This window comes from Dinoroseobacter sp. S375 (assembly GCF_049800775.1).
In the GTDB taxonomy this organism is placed as follows: domain Bacteria; phylum Pseudomonadota; class Alphaproteobacteria; order Rhodobacterales; family Rhodobacteraceae; genus Dinoroseobacter.
In genome coordinates this window covers 501,975-518,605 of record NZ_JBNAFR010000002.1, presented here as the reverse complement: position 1 = coordinate 518,605, position 16,631 = coordinate 501,975, and the positions used below count along the sequence as shown (strand labels likewise).

Genomic DNA, 16,631 nt, shown 5'->3' with positions numbered 1-16,631 from the left:
TCTCGAGGAGCAGAAACATCATGTTCGGCAGAACAAGTCTCATTGCCCGCATCAGCCGGGCAAGCATGGTGCTGGTCATCGCTGGAGCGGTCGCAGCCTGTGGGCTACCGCGCAGCGGCCCGGTCAAAAACGAACTGTTTGACGCATCCGTCACGGAGTTGGGCGACGCCTATATCGTCCCCGTGAATGATGCGGTGGCACAGCAGACGGTGCTCCGGGACCAGCTCGGCTTTTCGAGCAACTTCCTGAGTGCTGGCACCGTAAGCCCCGACGCGATCCGTCCCGGTGACACGCTGGGACTGACCATCTGGGAAAACGTGGTCGAGGGTCTTCTGGCCCGCGGCGGGGCCGCCGCCTCGGTGATCGACGAGGTCCAGGTGGACAGTGCCGGGTTCATCTTCGTGCCCTATGCGGGCCGGATCATGGCCGCGGGCAACACCCCCGAAGCCCTGCGCGGGATCATCACACGCCAGCTTGAAACCCAGACGCCGGACCCGCAGGTCAGCGTGCGCCGCATCGCCGGCGACGGCGCGACCGTCACCGTGGTGGGCAATGTCAACGGTCAGGGCGTCTACACGATTGAGCGTCCGACCCGGACCCTGTCCTCGATGATCGCACGCGCCGGTGGCGTGAATGCCGAGTTCGCCGATTACGAGCAGGTTCTCGTCCGCGTGATCCGCCAGGGTCAGATGGGCACGATCTGGCTCACCGATCTCTACAGCAACCCCGAGCTCGACATCGCCCTGCGGGGCGGCGACCGCATCGTGATCGAGCAGGATCCGCGCAGCTTCATCGCTCTTGGTGCGACGCGCGGCCAGACACGGGTGCGCTTCGACTCCCAAGACCTGACGGCGCTGGAAGCCCTGGCGCAGGTCGGTGGTCTGGACCCCAATCTCGCGGACCCCACCGGCGTATTCATCCTGCGGGATGAAAACGAGGAAGTGGCCCGCCGCGTTCTGGGTCGCCCCGAGTTGCAGGGCGAACAGCGCGTCGTCTACATCCTCGACCTGACCCAACCGACCGGGCTCTTCGTGGCCGAGGACTTCCTCGTGAAGGACAGCGACACGCTCTACGTGACCGAAGCGCCGATCGCCCGTTGGAACAAGACTGTCAGCCTGCTGCTGGGTGCTGTGGTTCAGCCCGCAGCCAATATCGAAACGCTGACAAGCAACTGACGCGGGACAGCGACAGACAGGAGGGCGTGCGCGGAGACCCGCGCGCGCCCTTTTTGCGTCCCGGAACCCCGGTCTACCTGTCTTCGCTCAGTCACCTGACCGACCGAAACCTGCGCCGGATCCTCGCGCTCAAGGGTTTGGAGCCGCGTCTGGGCTGGCCCAAGCCCGGCGGGCATGTGGCGATCTGGGGGCGCTCTGCGCGCACTGGGGCCCGGGGCGAGACCCTCGCCCGTCGCAGCGGTGCCAAACCGCTCTATCTCGAGGATGCGTTTCTGCGTTCAGTGCTGCCGGGCAAGGCAGGTGGGCCGCGCCACGGGATCACCCTCGATCGGCAACGGCCCTATTACGACGCGACGGGTCCCAGCGATCTTGAGGATCTGCTCGCCACCCACCCGCTGCAGGACATAGCCCGCGGAGAAGCCCTGATCGTCGCACTGCAGGAGGCAGGGCTCAGCAAGTACAACGCCACCACGGCCCCGCCCCCCGCAATCGCCCCGGGCTATGTGCTGGTGGTCGACCAGCTCCGCGATGACGCGTCGATCCGCTATGGCGGCGCAGATGCCGCCCGGTTTGACGCCATGCTGCAGGCCGCGCGCGACGAGAACCCCGGGCGCGAAATCCTGATCAAGGGGCACCCGGCGGCGCGGTCGGACCGTCCCGGACATCTGGGGCCCGATGGCTGCGGCCCTTGTGCGATCTGGCCCCTGCTCGCGGGTGCTGCGCGGGTCTACACCGTCAGCTCGCAGGTTGGGTTCGAGGCCATCCTTTCTGGCCACCGGCCCCATGTCTTTGGCCAGCCATTCTATGCCGGATGGGGCCTCAGCGAGGATCGCGCGCCCCTGCCCCGACGCCAGCGCGTGCTGAGCGCGGCGCAGCTGGCCCTCGGCGCCCTCGCGCTCTACCCGGTCTGGTACGACCCCTTTCGCGACCGGCTCTGCGAGGTCGAAGAGGTCATCGCCCAACTCGCCAGCCGCGCGCGGGCCTGGCGGGAGGATCACCAGGGCTATGTCGCCCATGGCATGCGCCTGTGGAAGCGCCCGACGATCCGCAAGGTCTTTGGCAGTGGCGGGCTGAGTTTCCCGCGCGATCCGGGCCGCGCAGCGCAGGCGACCGGGCGCCCCATCCTGAGCTGGGCACAGGCAGTACGTCCCGAGATGGCCGAAGGACGCGCGCCGCTTTACCGGGTGGAGGACGGCTTCCTGCGCTCCAAAGGGCTGGGCGCAGCGCTCGTGCCCCCCCTGTCTTTGGTGCGCGATGGCACGGGGATCTACTACGATCCGTCGGGCCCCAGCGATCTGGAGGATTGTATCACCCGCGCCGCTGCGCGCGGGGCCTCGCCCCGGGGTCGCGCGCTGCTTGCGCGGCTGCGCGCGGGCGGGCTGACGAAGTATAATATGGGTGGGCGGGCGCCCGACCCCGCACCCGTCGGCGCGAGGAAACTTCTCGTTATCGGACAGGTTGCGGATGATGCCTCGGTCACGCTCGGCCACGAGGGCGAGATCCGGGACATGGAGGCCTTGCTCACAGCCGCCCGCGCCGCCAATCCCGCCGCACATATCCTCTACAAGCCCCACCCGGATGTGGAGGCGGGCCTACGCCCCGGCCTCACGGAGACCCCGCTGGCCGACAGTATCGCGCGCGGGGCGGATCCGGTGGCCTGTGTGATGGCGGCGGATGAGGTCTGGACGCTGTCCTCTCTTCTCGGGTTCGAAGCACTGATCCGGGGCCGCCCGGTGACCTGTGCCGGACTGCCATTCTATGCGGGCTGGGGGCTGACCCGGGATCTGGCTCAGGATCTGAGCTTGCCCCCTCATCCCGCCTTTGCGCGACGGGCGGCACGTCCGGATCTGGCCGCACTGGTCGAGGCGGTCTTGATCGACTACCCGCGCTACCACGATCCGGTGACGGACCTGCCCTGCCCTGTCGAGGTTATCCTCGACCGGTTGGAGAGCGGCCCGCCGACCCCGGCCCCGCCCCTGCGGCTATTGTCCAAACTGCAAGGGGTGCTTGCATCGCAGAGCTGGCTCTGGCGCTAGCGGCGGCGCCATTCCGTCAAGACATCCGCCCCCAGAACCGCGCTCCGCACCCTGTCGAAACGCGGCGCCTCCGCCAGCCGGTCGAGCCCCATGGGACCGAGCCCGGCACGGCCATCCGCACCGATCGCGCAACCGGCGTGGAACACGGCGAGCCGGTCCACCAGTCCCGCGCGCATGAGCGCTGCGCCGAGCGCACCACCGCCTTCGCAGTAGACGCGGGTCACGCCTTGCGCGCCGAGGACCTGCAACAACCCCTCCGGGTCGAGCCCATCCGGGCCCTCCAGCGTTTCGAGGCAGGTCAGGCCATGCGCCTCTGCCGCGGCAATCCGCGCCGCGGGCGCATCCTCGCCATGGCAGATCCAGACTGGTGCTGCGTCGCTGGCCGTTTCGCTGAGCCGTGAGGGCAAGGGAATATCAAGGCCCCGCGCCGCCACGATCCGCACCGGTTGCTGCGCAACCCCCATGTCCCGGACGGTCAGCGTCGGGTCATCCGCCCGGGCCGTGCCTGCGCCGATCAGCACCGCATCATGGCGCGCCCGCATCGCGTGCCCCGCACGGCGTGCCTCGGGCCCGGTGATCCACTGGCTTTCCCCGCGCGCGGTGGCAAGCCGTCCGTCCAGTGTCAGCGCGAGCTTCAGTGTCAGCATGGGGCGACCCAGGGTCGCCCTGATCAGAAAGCCCTCGTGATCGCTCCGGGCCTGATCCGCGCCGACCCCTTCGGTGACCGCAATCCCCCCCTTGCGCAGGATGTCATGTCCGCCGCCGGAGACGCGGGGATCGGGGTCTTGCAAGGCGGAGACGACCCGGGCGATCCCGGCCCGGCTCAGGGCTTCGGCGCAGGGGCCGGTCTTGCCGTGATGGGCGCAAGGTTCCAGCGTGACATAGGCCGTCGCCCCTCGGGCCGCATCCCCGGCCTGCCGCAGGGCCATCACTTCGGCATGGGGACGCCCACCAAGTTGGGTCCAGCCGCGCCCGACCACGCGCCCTTCGGGGCTGACAATCACGCAGCCCACCGCCGGGTTGGGCCAGGTCCGGCCCATCCCGCGGCGTCCGAGGGTCAGCGCAACCTGCATCCAGCGCAGGTCTGCGGTCATGGCTCAGTTGTCCGGGCTGGTCGGGGGACGCAGTTCGCTGACGAACTTGTCGAAGTCATCCGCCGCCTGGAAGTTCTTGTAAACGCTTGCGAAACGCACATAGCCGACCGTGTCGATCCGGGCCAGCGCCTCCATCACGATCTCGCCGATCGTGGCCGAGGGAATATCCGTCTCCCCCATGCTTTCGAGCCGCCGGACAATCCCCGAGATCATCTGATCCAGACGGTCCGGCTCCACCGGGCGTTTCTGCATCGCGATACGGATCGAACGCTCCAGCTTGTCGCGGTCGAAATCCTCGCGCTTGCCCGAGGATTTGATGACGATCAGATCCCTGAGCTGCACCCGTTCATAAGTGGTGAACCGCCCGCCGCAAGCCGGACAGAACCGACGCCGCCGGATGGCGACATGGTCTTCCGCCGGGCGCGAGTCTTTCACCTGCGTATCGACATTTCCGCAAAATGGGCAGCGCATGGTTGCTCCCTCGTGTTCCTGCTCTTGGGGTTGGCCCCCAGTTATCCACAGGCACTATAGGTAGCTCTCTATGGCTTGGGTAGAGGGCAATTGGACAGGGCTTATCTTGGGGCGGAACCTGAGTCCGGAATGCCGCACTCACCGGGCAAGGCTCAGCGCAAAAGCGCCACAACCCGCCGATCATGGGGGCGATCCCGATGTTCCACCAGATAGATCCCCTGCCAGGTGCCCAGCGCCATCCGCCCCGCCATCACCGGGATCTGGAGCGATGTGGGCAGCAAGGCCGCCTTGATATGGCCCGGCATGTCATCGGGCCCTTCATAGGTATGGGTGAGATAGGCCATGGTCGGGTCGGTGGTGGGCGGCACCAGCCGGTGAAAGAAGGCCTGCAGGTCCGTCTGCACCTCGGGATCCGCGTTTTCCTGAATCAGCAGAGACGCCGAAGTATGCTGGATATGCAGGGTCAGCAGCGCCTCGTCCGGGCCCTGTTCCGCGACCCAGCGGGATACGTCTCGGGTCATCTCCGTAAGGCCCGGCCCGCGTGTCGCGACTGTGAAGATCCTATGCGCCATGGGGCGAAGTGTTCTCCGCCGACACTGTCAGGGCAAGTCGAAACTGCGCGCATGTCTTAGCGCCCGGCCCCCGGGCCGGACGCAAGAGGGGTCACAAGTGCCGTTGGATCAGGCCGCCGCCCGTTTGCGGCGCAGGACCACGAGACCACCGAGCCCCCCCAGCAGCAGAAGACCCGCCGCCGGAAGCGGAACCGGGGCAACCGAGGCGGTCAGACGGACATTGTCGATTATCACCCCCTGATTATCGGTCCCCTCATGGGAGAAGATGATCGCGGCGTTTAACGTGCTCTGCCCGGTGAAGGTCGCACTGGCCGAGGCATAGGGGTTCGACGGTCCTGTGACCACCAGCGTCTCGCTGAGCGTGGCCAGCCCCCAGTTCAGCGTGTTCGTGCCGTTGCCATTGTTCGTATAATCAAAGGACAGCGTGTAGGTCGTCTGCGCGTCCAGATCGAACGTCGCCAGCGAGTTGATAGCGCCCGCCGCGTTCGAGGATCCGTCCAGATCAACGCAATTCGTACCGTTGCTGCAAAAGCCCCCGAAAACCCCGCCGCCGAGCACATCCACTGTGCCGCTGATCAGGGCCCAGTTTGACGGCGTTGTATTCAGACCCTGCGCAGAGCTCTCGAAATCATCGAAGAACAAAGTGGTATCCGCGCTGGCCGCGCTGGTCAGCCCGAGAGCGGTGAAAAGGCAGACGACGAATTTACGCATGATGAGGCCCCATCCTCTGGTTGCGCCCAGAGTAACGAGGGGCAGCCCGGTGGTCTGTGAACCAGTTACGGTCTGCGTCGCAAAAGAGCCGCGCGCGTCCCTCAGCCTCGGAACAGGCCATCGCCGATCTGGTCTATGAGCATCCTGGCCTTGGTGAGCGCAGCCGCATTGGCCTCATCCGCGCTGGCGAAATGGTCGGCGCGGATCAACTCGTGCGACTTGCCATCCTTCTCGATCAGCGCCGTCAGCCGGTATTGCCCACCCTCCTTCACGCTTTGCGGCGTGATGGTGAAGCCCTTATGGGTTTCCGATGGGGCCCCGGCGGGCTCGGATTTGCCAAAGAGTTTTGAAAGAAATGGCATCGCGCCCCCCTGTGATCTGACCCTCATGTCATGGCGGGCGCGCAACGGCGATGCGTCCTGCCCTGCACCTTATCTAGTCGTCATCGCGACGGCGATCCACGGGCCTGCAAAAGGATTTGCCGGAATTGACGCTTCTGTTCTCGCCCACGCGCCGTGGGCTAAGGGTGACGCCCCCCGATGGCAGGCCCTGCGCCTCGGCGCGCGGGACGATGTCGAACAAGACGCTGGTGGCCCCATTCCGCGTCGTGCTGGGCCCCTCGGCGCGTGTGATGACAAGCCGGTCGCTGGGCTGGGCCCGCAGGAAGCGTTGCGCGAATTCCGCTGCCGCGCAGAAATACTTCATCCCGGAGGCGCTCGGCTTGGCATAAACCTCAAGCACGGCGCCCTCCTCGGCGCTGAGGATCACCCCGAACTCGTTGAGCGCACGATAGGGAGATGTCGGCGTATACCGCTCCGACAGGCTGCGCGCCTCGGCGGATACGGTCGTGAGGATCATGAGACCGGCCACCAGACAGGCGGAGGTCATGCGGGTGAGCCCATGAAAGCCGGGTCGAGACATCATGAAACACGCTCCTGTGGATTTGCGGATAAGGGCCGACACTGCGGATGGTCGGGGTCGCAGCAGCCTACGCCCGGATCGAGCGGCTGCACAATAACGGTCCCGTGTGTCGCCCGTGGCGGGTCTAGGGAAAGACAACCGCGGCGGCCATTAAAACCATACAGGCACCCAGAAGGCAAAGCAGTCGAACAGATTGTGTCATGGTCACTCCCCCAAGTGTGCCTCTCCTACGGAGCCTAGCCAGCTGACCGGTGGATGCCAGCGAGAAGCCAAAACAATCCTGACACAAACGGTGAGATTAGGCGCAAAACCGCCGAGATACGAGGATAGACCGGGACTCTCCGGGCTGGTCTATGACCGGTGCCCGATTATTGGGCGCTGTTGAATCGCCCAGCTCAGTGGCGCCGACCAACTCGAAGCCCACGGCGCGGCGATTGTCCCGCACCTGGCTCGGACCGAAGGCTGTGGTCACCCGGAGATGATCCGTGGGCTCGGCCCGCAGAACCGCCTCGGCATATTTCGCAGCGGCACAGAAATAGTCCCGCCCGATGGCGCCGGGGCGGTCCCACACCTCGAACTGCTCGGACCCTTGTTCCAGCGGCGCGACCTTGTGGCCATTCGGCGCGGAATAGGGTCGCTTGGCGCTGACAGTCGGGCTCGGGATGCGATCGCGGAAGACATAGGCGCAGAACACCACCAGCGCGACGCCGAGGACGAAAATGATAAACTTGCTGCTCATGCGGGGAACGGGCGGTCCGGGCGCGCCGAGACGGCACGCCCGAGGCGCTTACTGGTCCAGGAAACTGCGCAGCTTGCGGCTGCGGCTCGGGTGCTTGAGCTTACGCAGCGCCTTGGCTTCGATCTGACGGATCCGCTCGCGGGTCACGCTGAACTGCTGACCCACCTCTTCGAGCGTGTGGTCGGTGTTCATCCCGATCCCGAAGCGCATGCGCAGCACGCGTTCCTCGCGCGGCGTGAGCGAGGCCAGAACCCGGGTCGTGGTTTCCTTGAGGTTCTCCTGGATCGCGCTGTCGAGGGGCAGAACGGCGTTCTTGTCCTCGATGAAATCGCCCAGCTGGCTGTCTTCCTCGTCGCCAATCGGCGTCTCGAGCGAGATCGGCTCCTTGGCGATCTTCATCACCTTGCGCACCTTCTCGAGCGGCATCTGGAGCTTCTCGGCCAACTCTTCCGGTGTCGGCTCGCGGCCGATCTCGTGCAGCATCTGCCGCCCGGTCCGCACCAGCTTGTTGATCGTCTCGATCATGTGCACCGGGATCCGGATCGTGCGCGCCTGATCCGCGATGGAGCGGGTGATCGCCTGCCGGATCCACCAGGTCGCATAGGTCGAGAACTTGTAGCCGCGGCGGTATTCGAACTTATCGACCGCCTTCATCAGGCCGATATTGCCTTCCTGGATCAGGTCGAGGAATTGCAGCCCGCGATTGGTGTATTTCTTGGCGATCGAGATCACGAGGCGCAGGTTGGCCTCGACCATCTCTTTCTTGGCCTGCCGGGCTTCTTTCTCGCCCTTCTGGACCTGCTGCACGATGCGGCGGAACTCGGTGATATCGACGCCCACATAGGTGCCGACCTGCGCCATGTCGGCGCGCAGTTCCTCGATCTTCGTGCTGGAACGCTCGATGAAAGCCTGCCAGCCGCGTCCGGGCTTTGCGGACATCCGCTCGACCCAGGTCGGGTCAAGCTCGTAACCGCGATAGGCCTCGACGAATTCGCGCCGGTTGATCCGCGCCTGATCCGCCAGCTTCACCATGTTCGAGTCGATGGACATGATGCGCCGGTTGATCCCGTAGAGCTGGTCGATCAGCGCCTCGATCCGGTTGTTGTGCAGATGCAGCTCATTGACCAGCAGCACGATCTCGGCGCGCAGTTTCTGGTAATTCGCCTCATCCTCGATCGAGAAGCTTTCATCCTCGTTCAGGGTCGCGGAAATCCGCAGATCCTGCATATCGCTGAGCTGGGTGTAATCCCGCGCGATCAGGTCCAGCGTCTCAAGCACCTTGGGCTTGAGCGCGGCCTCCATCGCGGCCAGCGACATGTTGGCCTGATCGTCCTCGTCATCCTCGTCCTCGGTCTTGGCAATTGGGTTGCCATCGGCGTCGAGCTCGGGCTCGGCGGTCTTTTCCGAGGGGGCGGTCGGGCTGTTCGCGGCCATCTCGACGACCGAGGAGCTTTCCTCGTCATCTTCCATCGCCCCGCCCATGGTCGCCTCGAGGTCGATCACGTCGCGCAGCAGGATGTCCTCGGACAGAAGTTCGTCGCGCCAGATCGTGATCGCCTGAAAGGTCAGCGGGCTCTCGCAAAGACCGGCAATCATCGTGTTGCGCCCGGCTTCGATCCGCTTGGCGATGGCGATCTCGCCCTCGCGGCTCAGCAATTCGACCGAGCCCATTTCGCGCAGATACATCCGCACCGGGTCATCGGTGCGGTCCAACGCCTCCGACGACGTGGTAGACACAGCCACTTCGCGCGAGCCGGAGGCCTCCACCACCTGCGTGGAATTGGAGGCGGACGACTCGCCCTCTTCGGCCTCGTCTTCCTCGATGATGTTGATCCCCATCTCGGACAGCATCGACATCACGTCTTCGATCTGTTCGGAGCTGACCTGGTCCGGGGGAAGGACCTGGTTGAGCTGATCGTAGGTGATGTAGCCGCGCGCACGCGCCTCGGCGATCATCTTCTTGACCGCCGCTTGGCTCATGTCGAGCATGGCTTCGGCTTCTTGGTCGTCGGTCTTGCGGTCGTCAGTGTCTTTGGCGGCCATTCAGGTTTCCTTGATTAAAGGGGAGCGTGCCGGTTCATCGTCGTGTTCCACCCCGTATGCGAATCAGGTCGTAAGTGATTCGCGCTTCCCGCTTTTATCCGTGTTTACTTAACTTTCCGTGCGGGGTCAGCCCCCGTTTGTCTGTCCTTTGCCAAAGCTGATGCCGTTGAGCAAGTCGTCAAAGGCGCTGCGTTCGTCCCGACTGATTCGCGCACCGTTATCGGCAATGTCGTATTCGGTCTTGTCATCCTGGGCGACACGGCCCGCGGAATTGCGGGCTTCGGCGGCCTGCCCCAGCCGCCAGGTGAGTTCTTCGTTCGAGGCCGAGGCGAAATCTTCGATGGCCTCTTCCAGTTCCCGCTGCCATCCCACCTGCGCCGAAAGCTTGGCAAACGCCGCCGCGACCGAGAGCCGGGCGACCTCCTCGTCGCAGCCCGGGCGCAGGGATGGGGCAATCTGCACATGGCGTTCGCGCAGGATGAGATCAAGGGTCTCGCTGCAATCCCTGTCCTCGAAGGTGATCGGTGTGCTGCGGGCCTCCGGGTCCGTGGCCGTCAGGGCCAGGGCGATCTGCCCGTAGCCCGTCGACCCGAACCGGTGATCCAGCAGGGCGGTTTCGAACTCGTCGATCAGGGCCGGATGGGTACAGAGCGTGGCGAGGATCAACGCCTCCTGCAGCTGCTCATCCGCCTCCGAGGTGACCAGTGCCGAGGCCTTGAGGTTCGCCGTCGGGCGTTCGGGCCCCTTGGATTTCCAGCCTCCCCCGCCCCGGCCCGGCCCGCGCCCGCCCGAGGGGCCGGACCGAACCGCCTCGCCACCGCCATAGCCGAACAGCGTATCGAGCCGGGCTTTGATCTCCTGCCCGTAATGCTGCTTGATCGAGGGATCCTTGATCTTCGCCACCGACATCCGCAGCGCCTTGCCCAGGGCGGCCTTGCGCTCAGGGCTGTCAAAGGCGCGCCCCTCGGTCTCGCGCTGCCAGATCAGGGTCAGCATGGGCTGGGCGTCCCGCAACAGCGCGCCCATCGCCTCGGCCCCGTCCTGTCGGATGACGTCATCGGGGTCCTTCTTTTCCGGCAGGATGCAGAAGCGCAGAGATTTGCCCGCCTCGATCAACGGCAGGGCCAGATCGACGACCCGCTGCCCGGCCTGCAGGCCCGCACGGTCCCCATCCAGCGCAAAGATCGGCTCGGGCGAAATCCGCCAGAGCAGCTCCAGCTGTGGCTCGGTGACAGCCGTGCCCAGAGGCGCGACCGCCGCCGGGAACCCCGCCTCCGAGAGCGCGATCACATCCATATAGCCCTCGGCCACGACCAGCATATCGGACTTGCCCGCCGCCTCACGCGCGCGCGCATGGTTGAACAGCACCCGCGACTTGTCGAAGAGCTCGGTCTCGGGCGAGTTGAGGTATTTCGCGCCATCCTCCGGGTCCATGGCCCGCCCGCCAAACGCAATCGCCCGCCCCCGCGCATCGCGGATCGGGAACATGATGCGGTTGCGGAACACGTCATAGGGCCGCCCGCCCTCCTTGCGCGAGGGCTTGGCGAGCCCGGCCCCGAGGATCAGCTCCTCGGCCACGCCCTTGCCGCGCAGATGATCCCAGAGATGCTGCCAGCCTTCGGGGGCAAAGCCGATTTCCCAGCGTTCGCAGGCGGCCTCGGACAGGCCGCGCCCGGCCAGATAGGCCCGCGCATCCCGGGCCGCGCCGGTCTTGAGGTTGAGCCGGAAGAACTGCACCGCTTGTTCGGCGACCACGCTGAGCTGGGTGCGCCGGTCCGCCTTGGCCGCGGCCTGCGGATCGCGCGCGGGCATGGTCATGCCCGCCTCGGCGGCGAGGATCTCCACTGCTTCCATGAAGCCGACATTCTCGGTTTCGCGCACGAAGGAGATCGCATCGCCCTTCGCGTGACAGCCAAAGCAGTAATAATACCCTTTGCGATCATCCACATGGAAGGAGGCGGTCTTTTCCTGATGGAACGGGCACGGGGCCCACATATCGCCCTTGCCCTGCTGGGACTTGCGCATATCCCAGACAAGCTTGCGCCCCGCCACCTGTGCCATGGACACGCGACCGCGCAATTCGTCAAGGAAACCGGGTGGCAGACTCATCTGTGAAATATCGGTGCCCTGCCCCGCGAAGTCCAGCACTCGCGGGCAGAGTCTTTGCCTAGCGGCCCTGCGGCGGCGAGACGCGGTGGCGCGCGGCGAGCTGGGTCATGTCCCGCCGCAGATGCGCCAGAGCCGTCTCCGCATAGGAGCGCATGACCCAAAGCTCGACCGCCGAGGACAGGCGCACCAGCAGGACCGCCATGTGATGCCACTCGGTACGCGCGGTGGCATGGACCGCAAAAGCGCTCGGACGCAGGTCAAGCGGGGTGCCCCGCGCCAGCACGTCCTCCCAGCCCGGGCCGGCGAGGCGCAGCCGCGCCCAGCCATCGGACAGCTCGGTCACCATCGCGCAGTCCGGCGGGATCGCCCCCGGGGGTAACGCCCCGACCGCCAGGATCTGGTCCCGCCCGGCCCAGAGGCAGCGCAGATGCGGGCTCTCTACCGATTGGCCCGGGCCGGGCAGCCCCAGCCCGGTGACCGCGCGCAAGGCGTCGGAGGCTTCGGCGTGCGCCCCCGGAAGGGGCAGGATCGCATGGACCGGCTCCGGCGCGGGCTCGGTCAGAACCCAAGGCCCGATCTGCACCGGTTTCAGGGTCGCGAAGGGCGTTTCAGCATGCAGGTCAGCCACGGGCGCGCCCTCCATCCGGGTCATAGGCCACCGGATCCGTGACCACGCAATCGGTCGCCACCCCGCGCAGGTGATCCACCAGCCGCACCGTCTCGCCATGCCGCCCGCGCCCCGCGCGCAGGAACCCCAGCGCCAGGGGCGTCCCGAGGGTCGGGGAATAGCAACTGCTGCTCACATGGCCTTGACTGGTTTGCGGCGTCAGATCCGCGCCCGCCGGGAAGAGATGCGCCCCTGCGGGCAGCTCTGTTCGCCCGTCGCGCGGGCGCAGCCCCACAAGCTGGGGCCGATCCGGGTCCGTCAGTCCGGGGCGCGCGGCGGCGGTGTGCCCGATATGGTCCTGGCCCGCAGCCATCATCCTGCCCAGCCCGAGATCCGCCGCCGTGGTACGGCCATCAATCTCTGCATGGGTGAGAAAGCCCTTCTCGATCCGCAGGATATTCAGCGCCTCCATCCCATAGGCCCCGCCGCCCAGCGCCTCGGCCCGCGCGACCAGCGCATCGTAGAGCGCGGCCCCGAAGCGCGCAGGCACTGCCAGCTCGAAGCCCAGCTCGCCGGAGAAAGAGATCCGATAGAGCCGCCCCTCCACCGCCTGAACCGCCACGGGCCCACAGGACATGAACGGGAAGCGGGCCGCCTCGGGCGCCGTGCCCAGCACCCCGCCCAGCAACGCGCGGGCCTGTGGACCTGCAATCGCGAATTGTGCCCAGTGCTCGGTCACCGACAGAAACCGCAGACGCAGCTCGGGGCGCAGGCATTGCTGCACGAAGTCCAGATGCTGCATCACCTGCCCGGCCGCAGCGGTCGTGGTGGTGATCAGGTAGCGATCCGGCCCGAGACAGGCCACGGTCCCGTCATCCATCACATGCCCGTCCTCGCGCAGCATGATCCCATAGCGGCACCGCCCGGGCTTCAGGGTGGAGATCCGGTTGGCATAGACAAAATCAAGGAAGGCCGCCGCATCCGGCCCACTAAGCTCGATCTTGCCGAGGGTCGAGACATCGCAGACGCCCACCGTCTCGCGGACAAAGCGGACCTCCCGCGCGCAGGCGATGCGCCAGTCCCGCTCGCCCGGGCGCGGGAAATGGCTCGGGCGGTACCAGAGCCCGGCCTCCAGCATGGGCGCGCCCGCCTCGGTTGCCGCCCGGTGCGCGGTCGTGCGCCGCTCGGGCGCAAAGCCCTTGCCCTGCGCCCCTGCCCCGATCGCGGCCAGCGAGACGGGGGTATAGGGCGGGCGGTAGGTGGTCGTGCCGGTCTCGGGGATGCCGCGCCCGGTCGCATCGGCCAGCACTGCCAGCGCCAAAAGGTTCGAGCTCTTGCCCTGATCCGTGGCCATGCCCTGGGTGGTGTAGCGTTTCATATGCTCGACGCTGGTCATGTTCTCGGCGGCGGCCTGCCGGACATCCTTGACCGTGACGTCATTCTGCAGGTCGAGCCAGGCGCGATCCTTGCCCGGGCGCAGCCCCTCCACCGCATAGATCGGGGCGAGGGCATAGGGCGCATCCTCCGCCTCGGGCAGCGGGATCTCGGGCGCGCGGAGCTCCAGCTCGGCCAGAGCCCGCTGCGCCCCCTCGGACCCCGAGCGCAACGCGCCATGGGTAGAAAACACGCCCGCTGCCGCCCCCACCGCCGCGAGGCCGGGCACCGCGTCCGGTCGCGGCACAAAGGCTGCCAGATCCGGGTCCCAAACGGGGCGGCCATTCATGTGGCAGGTCAGGTGGAGCGTCGGGTTCCAGCCGCCGGAAACGCCCAGCGCGTCAACCTGCAACCTCTCCAGCCCGGACGGGGTGCGGACCGTGATCTCCCGCAGGCCGAGCCGCCCCTTGGTGCCGACCACCTGTGCCGCGCGCAGCACAGGGTAGTTGCCGGACGGCCCCTCCGGACGGGTGTCGATCATCGCAACGACCGTGACCCCGGCAGCCTGCAGGTCCCGCGCCGTGCGATGCGCGTCATCACTGTTCCCGAAGACCGCAACCCGCGGCCCCGGCGCGGTGGCATAGCGATTGGCGTAGCTGCGCAGCGCTGCCGCGGACAGGATCCCGGGGCGGTCATTCATCGGAAAGGCGATGGGCCGCTCAAGCGCGCCGGAGGCGAGGATCGCCCGGCGTGCGGTGATCCGCCAGAAACACTCCCGCGGCAGGGCTTCGGGCGGCTGCGCCAGATGCAACCCCACCCGCTCGAGCGCGCCAAACACGCCGCCGTCATAGGCACCGGTCACCGTGGTCCGCATCATGACGCGCACCCGCCCCGTCGCCTCCAACTTGCGGACCATCTCTGCGGCCCAGACAGGCCCGGGCTGGCCATCCACCGCCTCGCACTCGGACAGAAGCCGCCCGCCGCAACGCATATCCTCCTCGGCGAGGATCACATCCGCCCCGGCCCGCGCCGCCGTGAGCGCCGCCATCAACCCGGCAGGGCCCGCGCCGATGACCAGCAGGTCGCAATGGACAAAGGCCTTCTCGTAGGTCTCGGTATTGGCCTGCCCCGACAGCGCGCCAAGCCCCGCCGCCCGGCGGATCGCGGGCTCATAGACCCGTTCCCAGAACCGGCGCGGCCACATGAAGGTCTTGTAATAGAACCCCGCGCCGAGAAACCGCGCGGCGAGGTCCGTCACCTCCATCAGGTCAAACCGCAGGGACGGCCAGCGGTTCTGGCTGCGGGCGTACAGGCCCTGAGAGAGCTCGATCTGCGTGGCCCGCACATTTGGGACCTGCCGCGCGAACTGCCCAATCTGCATCAGGGCGTTGGGCTCGTCGGACCCGGCGGACCAGAGCCCACGCGGGCGGTGATACTTGAACGACCGCCCCAGCACCCCGACGCCGTTTGCCATCAGGGCGGAGGCGAGCGTGTCCCCGGCAAACCCGCCCATCCAGGCATCATCGAACTGAAACCGCAGAGGCGCGTCGCGGTCGATCAGGCCGCCCCGGTCGAGCCTCATGCCCCGGCCTCCGCAGCGGGCAGCGCCACCTCGATGATCTCATGGGTTCGGGTGTCGCGCCGCACAACCAGCCAGCTCCCGCATCCCGCGCCGTGATACCAGAGCTCACGCACCACACCGGCCGGGTTGTCGCGCAGATGCAGATAGCCGTCATAGCCCGCCGCATCGCCGGGCGCGGGCCGGGCCAGATAGGTCTCATCGCCGCGATAGGTGAACTCGCGCAGGTCGCGCGGGCCGCAAAGGGGACAGGGAATGCGCAGGTCGGACGCCTTTCTATGGAACCTCGGCCTCACTAAAGCCGCCCGATCCGCGCCTGACAACACATCCGCGACGCGCTGTGTCTCGGTTTGCGACGCCCGGCGGGGAAACCGCGCGCAGCCCTTCTGACCAATCGATGACGAAAGGCTCACGGTGGGCGCGCAAGACTTCGGGCATCTTCACCTCAAAGCTACAGGATCACACATGCCATTTTTGACTGCGCTTGCCTCCGACCAGCAAATCCCATCCCGGTCGTTTCGCCGGTTCAGCACCCTGAGCGCCGGATGCGCAGCGATTGCCATTCTGAGCGCGTGCGGAACCGGAACGACCACCGGATCGCCGACACCCACGGATAATGAACTGCGGGAAGGCGATCTGTCCGGAACGGTTGTGCGGGACGAAATCATCCCGTTTTCGGCAACCTTCATCAGTGGCGGCAGCGGGAACGAAGACCTCTCCATCACGGGCGAGGTTCAGGACCGCGTTGTCCGACTGGACTCCGATGGCACCCTGGTGTTCGCACCGCGCATCCGCAACGTCACGGCGGTCTTGTCCGAGTGGAGCGTCATCGGCATCGAGGACGTGACCTCAACCGGCTTCGGCCTTCAGGATGTCGCTCTGTCTTACCGCACCGATGGCCTCGGCACGGTCCAACCCGCGACCTTCACCCGGTCGCCCGACGGCGACAGGATCACCCATACGTTCAACCTGAATCGCGAAGAGACGACACTGGGCGCCGTCGGCCCCCCGGGCTCGGAACGGCAACCGGAGGATATGCGGTTCATGTGGATCGAAACAGGGGCCACCGAATTCACGACCGATGGGACGATGACGATCAATGCGTGGTCACAATCCTTCAACGGACGGCGCGAGCAGGTGATCGTCCTGACGGGCATGGCCGCACCGACCCTTCCGGACGCGCCCTGAGGCGGTTTGGGG

At 66.7% G+C, this 16,631-nt stretch carries 15 protein-coding genes; 3 read left to right on the top strand and 12 right to left on the bottom strand.

Annotated features, from left to right (window positions below; translation table 11 throughout):
* Positions 1-20 precede the first annotated feature (20 nt).
* Together ACP150_RS07245 and ACP150_RS07240 are read left to right on the top strand one after the other, a co-directional pair.
* Complete coding sequence (locus ACP150_RS07245; protein WP_424965901.1) at positions 21-1,175, top strand: polysaccharide biosynthesis/export family protein; 1,155 nt, start codon at positions 21-23, stop codon at positions 1,173-1,175.
* Between the two features lie 26 nt (positions 1,176-1,201).
* Positions 1,202-3,211, top strand: a complete 2,010-nt coding sequence (locus ACP150_RS07240; protein ID WP_424965900.1) for a capsular polysaccharide biosynthesis protein — start codon at positions 1,202-1,204, stop codon at positions 3,209-3,211.
* Here the strand turns inward: ACP150_RS07240 and ribD are convergent.
* The 12 genes from ribD to ACP150_RS07180 all read right to left on the bottom strand — a co-directional run bounded on the left by ribD (position 3,208) and on the right by ACP150_RS07180 (position 15,844).
* Positions 3,208-4,305 carry a bifunctional diaminohydroxyphosphoribosylaminopyrimidine deaminase/5-amino-6-(5-phosphoribosylamino)uracil reductase RibD gene (gene ribD / locus ACP150_RS07235; RefSeq protein ID WP_424965899.1) on the bottom strand — a complete coding sequence of 366 codons (1,098 nt, stop codon included), beginning with the start codon at positions 4,303-4,305 and terminating at the stop codon, positions 3,208-3,210. The two genes, ACP150_RS07240 and ribD, sit on opposite strands and share 4 nt — an antisense overlap.
* A gap of 3 nt (positions 4,306-4,308) precedes the next feature.
* On the bottom strand, positions 4,309-4,776 hold the full coding sequence (gene nrdR / locus ACP150_RS07230) for a transcriptional regulator NrdR (protein ID WP_424965898.1): 468 nt from the start codon (positions 4,774-4,776) through the stop codon (positions 4,309-4,311).
* A 152-nt stretch (positions 4,777-4,928) separates the two neighbouring features.
* On the bottom strand, positions 4,929-5,348 hold the full coding sequence (locus ACP150_RS07225; protein ID WP_424965897.1) for a secondary thiamine-phosphate synthase enzyme YjbQ: 420 nt from the start codon (positions 5,346-5,348) through the stop codon (positions 4,929-4,931).
* Positions 5,349-5,456: 108 nt separating this feature from the next.
* The gene (locus ACP150_RS07220) at positions 5,457-6,059 is read right to left on the bottom strand and encodes a VPLPA-CTERM sorting domain-containing protein (RefSeq protein ID WP_424965896.1); all 603 of its coding nucleotides are present in this window, start codon (positions 6,057-6,059) and stop codon (positions 5,457-5,459) included.
* 101 nt (positions 6,060-6,160) lie between these two features.
* Positions 6,161-6,421, bottom strand: coding sequence for an HlyU family transcriptional regulator (locus tag ACP150_RS07215; protein ID WP_424965895.1), 261 nt, complete (start codon positions 6,419-6,421; stop codon positions 6,161-6,163).
* A 73-nt stretch (positions 6,422-6,494) separates the two neighbouring features.
* A complete protein-coding gene (locus ACP150_RS07210) occupies positions 6,495-6,983 on the bottom strand; it encodes a hypothetical protein (protein WP_424965894.1) in 489 nt (162 codons plus the stop codon).
* A 295-nt stretch (positions 6,984-7,278) separates the two neighbouring features.
* Positions 7,279-7,719: a hypothetical protein gene (locus ACP150_RS07205; protein WP_424965893.1), complete on the bottom strand. Its 441-nt coding sequence runs from the start codon at positions 7,717-7,719 to the stop codon at positions 7,279-7,281.
* Positions 7,720-7,767: 48 nt separating this feature from the next.
* A complete protein-coding gene (rpoD, locus tag ACP150_RS07200) occupies positions 7,768-9,762 on the bottom strand; it encodes an RNA polymerase sigma factor RpoD (protein ID WP_424965891.1) in 1,995 nt (664 codons plus the stop codon).
* A 126-nt stretch (positions 9,763-9,888) separates the two neighbouring features.
* On the bottom strand, positions 9,889-11,871 hold the full coding sequence (gene dnaG / locus ACP150_RS07195) for a DNA primase (protein WP_424965889.1): 1,983 nt from the start codon (positions 11,869-11,871) through the stop codon (positions 9,889-9,891).
* Between the two features lie 58 nt (positions 11,872-11,929).
* Positions 11,930-12,499 (bottom strand): sarcosine oxidase subunit gamma, encoded by a 570-nt coding sequence (locus ACP150_RS07190; protein WP_424965888.1) that lies wholly within the window; start codon positions 12,497-12,499, stop codon positions 11,930-11,932.
* Positions 12,492-15,434, bottom strand: coding sequence for a sarcosine oxidase subunit alpha family protein (locus ACP150_RS07185; protein WP_424965887.1), 2,943 nt, complete (start codon positions 15,432-15,434; stop codon positions 12,492-12,494). Before ACP150_RS07185 ends, ACP150_RS07190 begins: the two co-directional genes overlap by 8 nt.
* On the bottom strand, positions 15,431-15,844 hold the full coding sequence (locus ACP150_RS07180) for a sarcosine oxidase subunit delta (protein ID WP_424965886.1): 414 nt from the start codon (positions 15,842-15,844) through the stop codon (positions 15,431-15,433). The genes ACP150_RS07185 and ACP150_RS07180 overlap by 4 nt, the downstream gene beginning before the upstream one ends.
* A gap of 52 nt (positions 15,845-15,896) precedes the next feature.
* Between ACP150_RS07180 and ACP150_RS07175 the strand changes: the two genes are divergently transcribed.
* Positions 15,897-16,619 carry a hypothetical protein gene (locus tag ACP150_RS07175; RefSeq protein ID WP_424965885.1) on the top strand — a complete coding sequence of 241 codons (723 nt, stop codon included), beginning with the start codon at positions 15,897-15,899 and terminating at the stop codon, positions 16,617-16,619.
* Positions 16,620-16,631: the final 12 nt, after the last annotated feature.

What these genes read in the sequence shown, in the direction of transcription:
- ACP150_RS07220 (WP_424965896.1), bottom strand. Translation starts at nt 6,059, where the DNA reads ATGCGTAAATTCGTCGTCTGCCTTTTCACCGCTCTCGGGCTGACCAGC.
- ACP150_RS07205 (WP_424965893.1), bottom strand. Translation starts at nt 7,719, where the DNA reads ATGAGCAGCAAGTTTATCATTTTCGTCCTCGGCGTCGCGCTGGTGGTG.
- ACP150_RS07210 (WP_424965894.1), bottom strand. Translation starts at nt 6,983, where the DNA reads ATGATGTCTCGACCCGGCTTTCATGGGCTCACCCGCATGACCTCCGCC.
- ACP150_RS07215 (WP_424965895.1), bottom strand. Translation starts at nt 6,421, where the DNA reads ATGCCATTTCTTTCAAAACTCTTTGGCAAATCCGAGCCCGCCGGGGCC.
- nrdR (WP_424965898.1), bottom strand. Translation starts at nt 4,776, where the DNA reads ATGCGCTGCCCATTTTGCGGAAATGTCGATACGCAGGTGAAAGACTCG.
- rpoD (WP_424965891.1), bottom strand. Translation starts at nt 9,762, where the DNA reads ATGGCCGCCAAAGACACTGACGACCGCAAGACCGACGACCAAGAAGCC.
- ACP150_RS07245 (WP_424965901.1), top strand. Translation starts at nt 21, where the DNA reads ATGTTCGGCAGAACAAGTCTCATTGCCCGCATCAGCCGGGCAAGCATG.
- ribD (WP_424965899.1), bottom strand. Translation starts at nt 4,305, where the DNA reads ATGACCGCAGACCTGCGCTGGATGCAGGTTGCGCTGACCCTCGGACGC.
- ACP150_RS07225 (WP_424965897.1), bottom strand. Translation starts at nt 5,348, where the DNA reads ATGGCGCATAGGATCTTCACAGTCGCGACACGCGGGCCGGGCCTTACG.
- dnaG (WP_424965889.1), bottom strand. Translation starts at nt 11,871, where the DNA reads ATGAGTCTGCCACCCGGTTTCCTTGACGAATTGCGCGGTCGCGTGTCC.
- ACP150_RS07175 (WP_424965885.1), top strand. Translation starts at nt 15,897, where the DNA reads ATGCCATTTTTGACTGCGCTTGCCTCCGACCAGCAAATCCCATCCCGG.
- ACP150_RS07185 (WP_424965887.1), bottom strand. Translation starts at nt 15,434, where the DNA reads ATGAGGCTCGACCGGGGCGGCCTGATCGACCGCGACGCGCCTCTGCGG.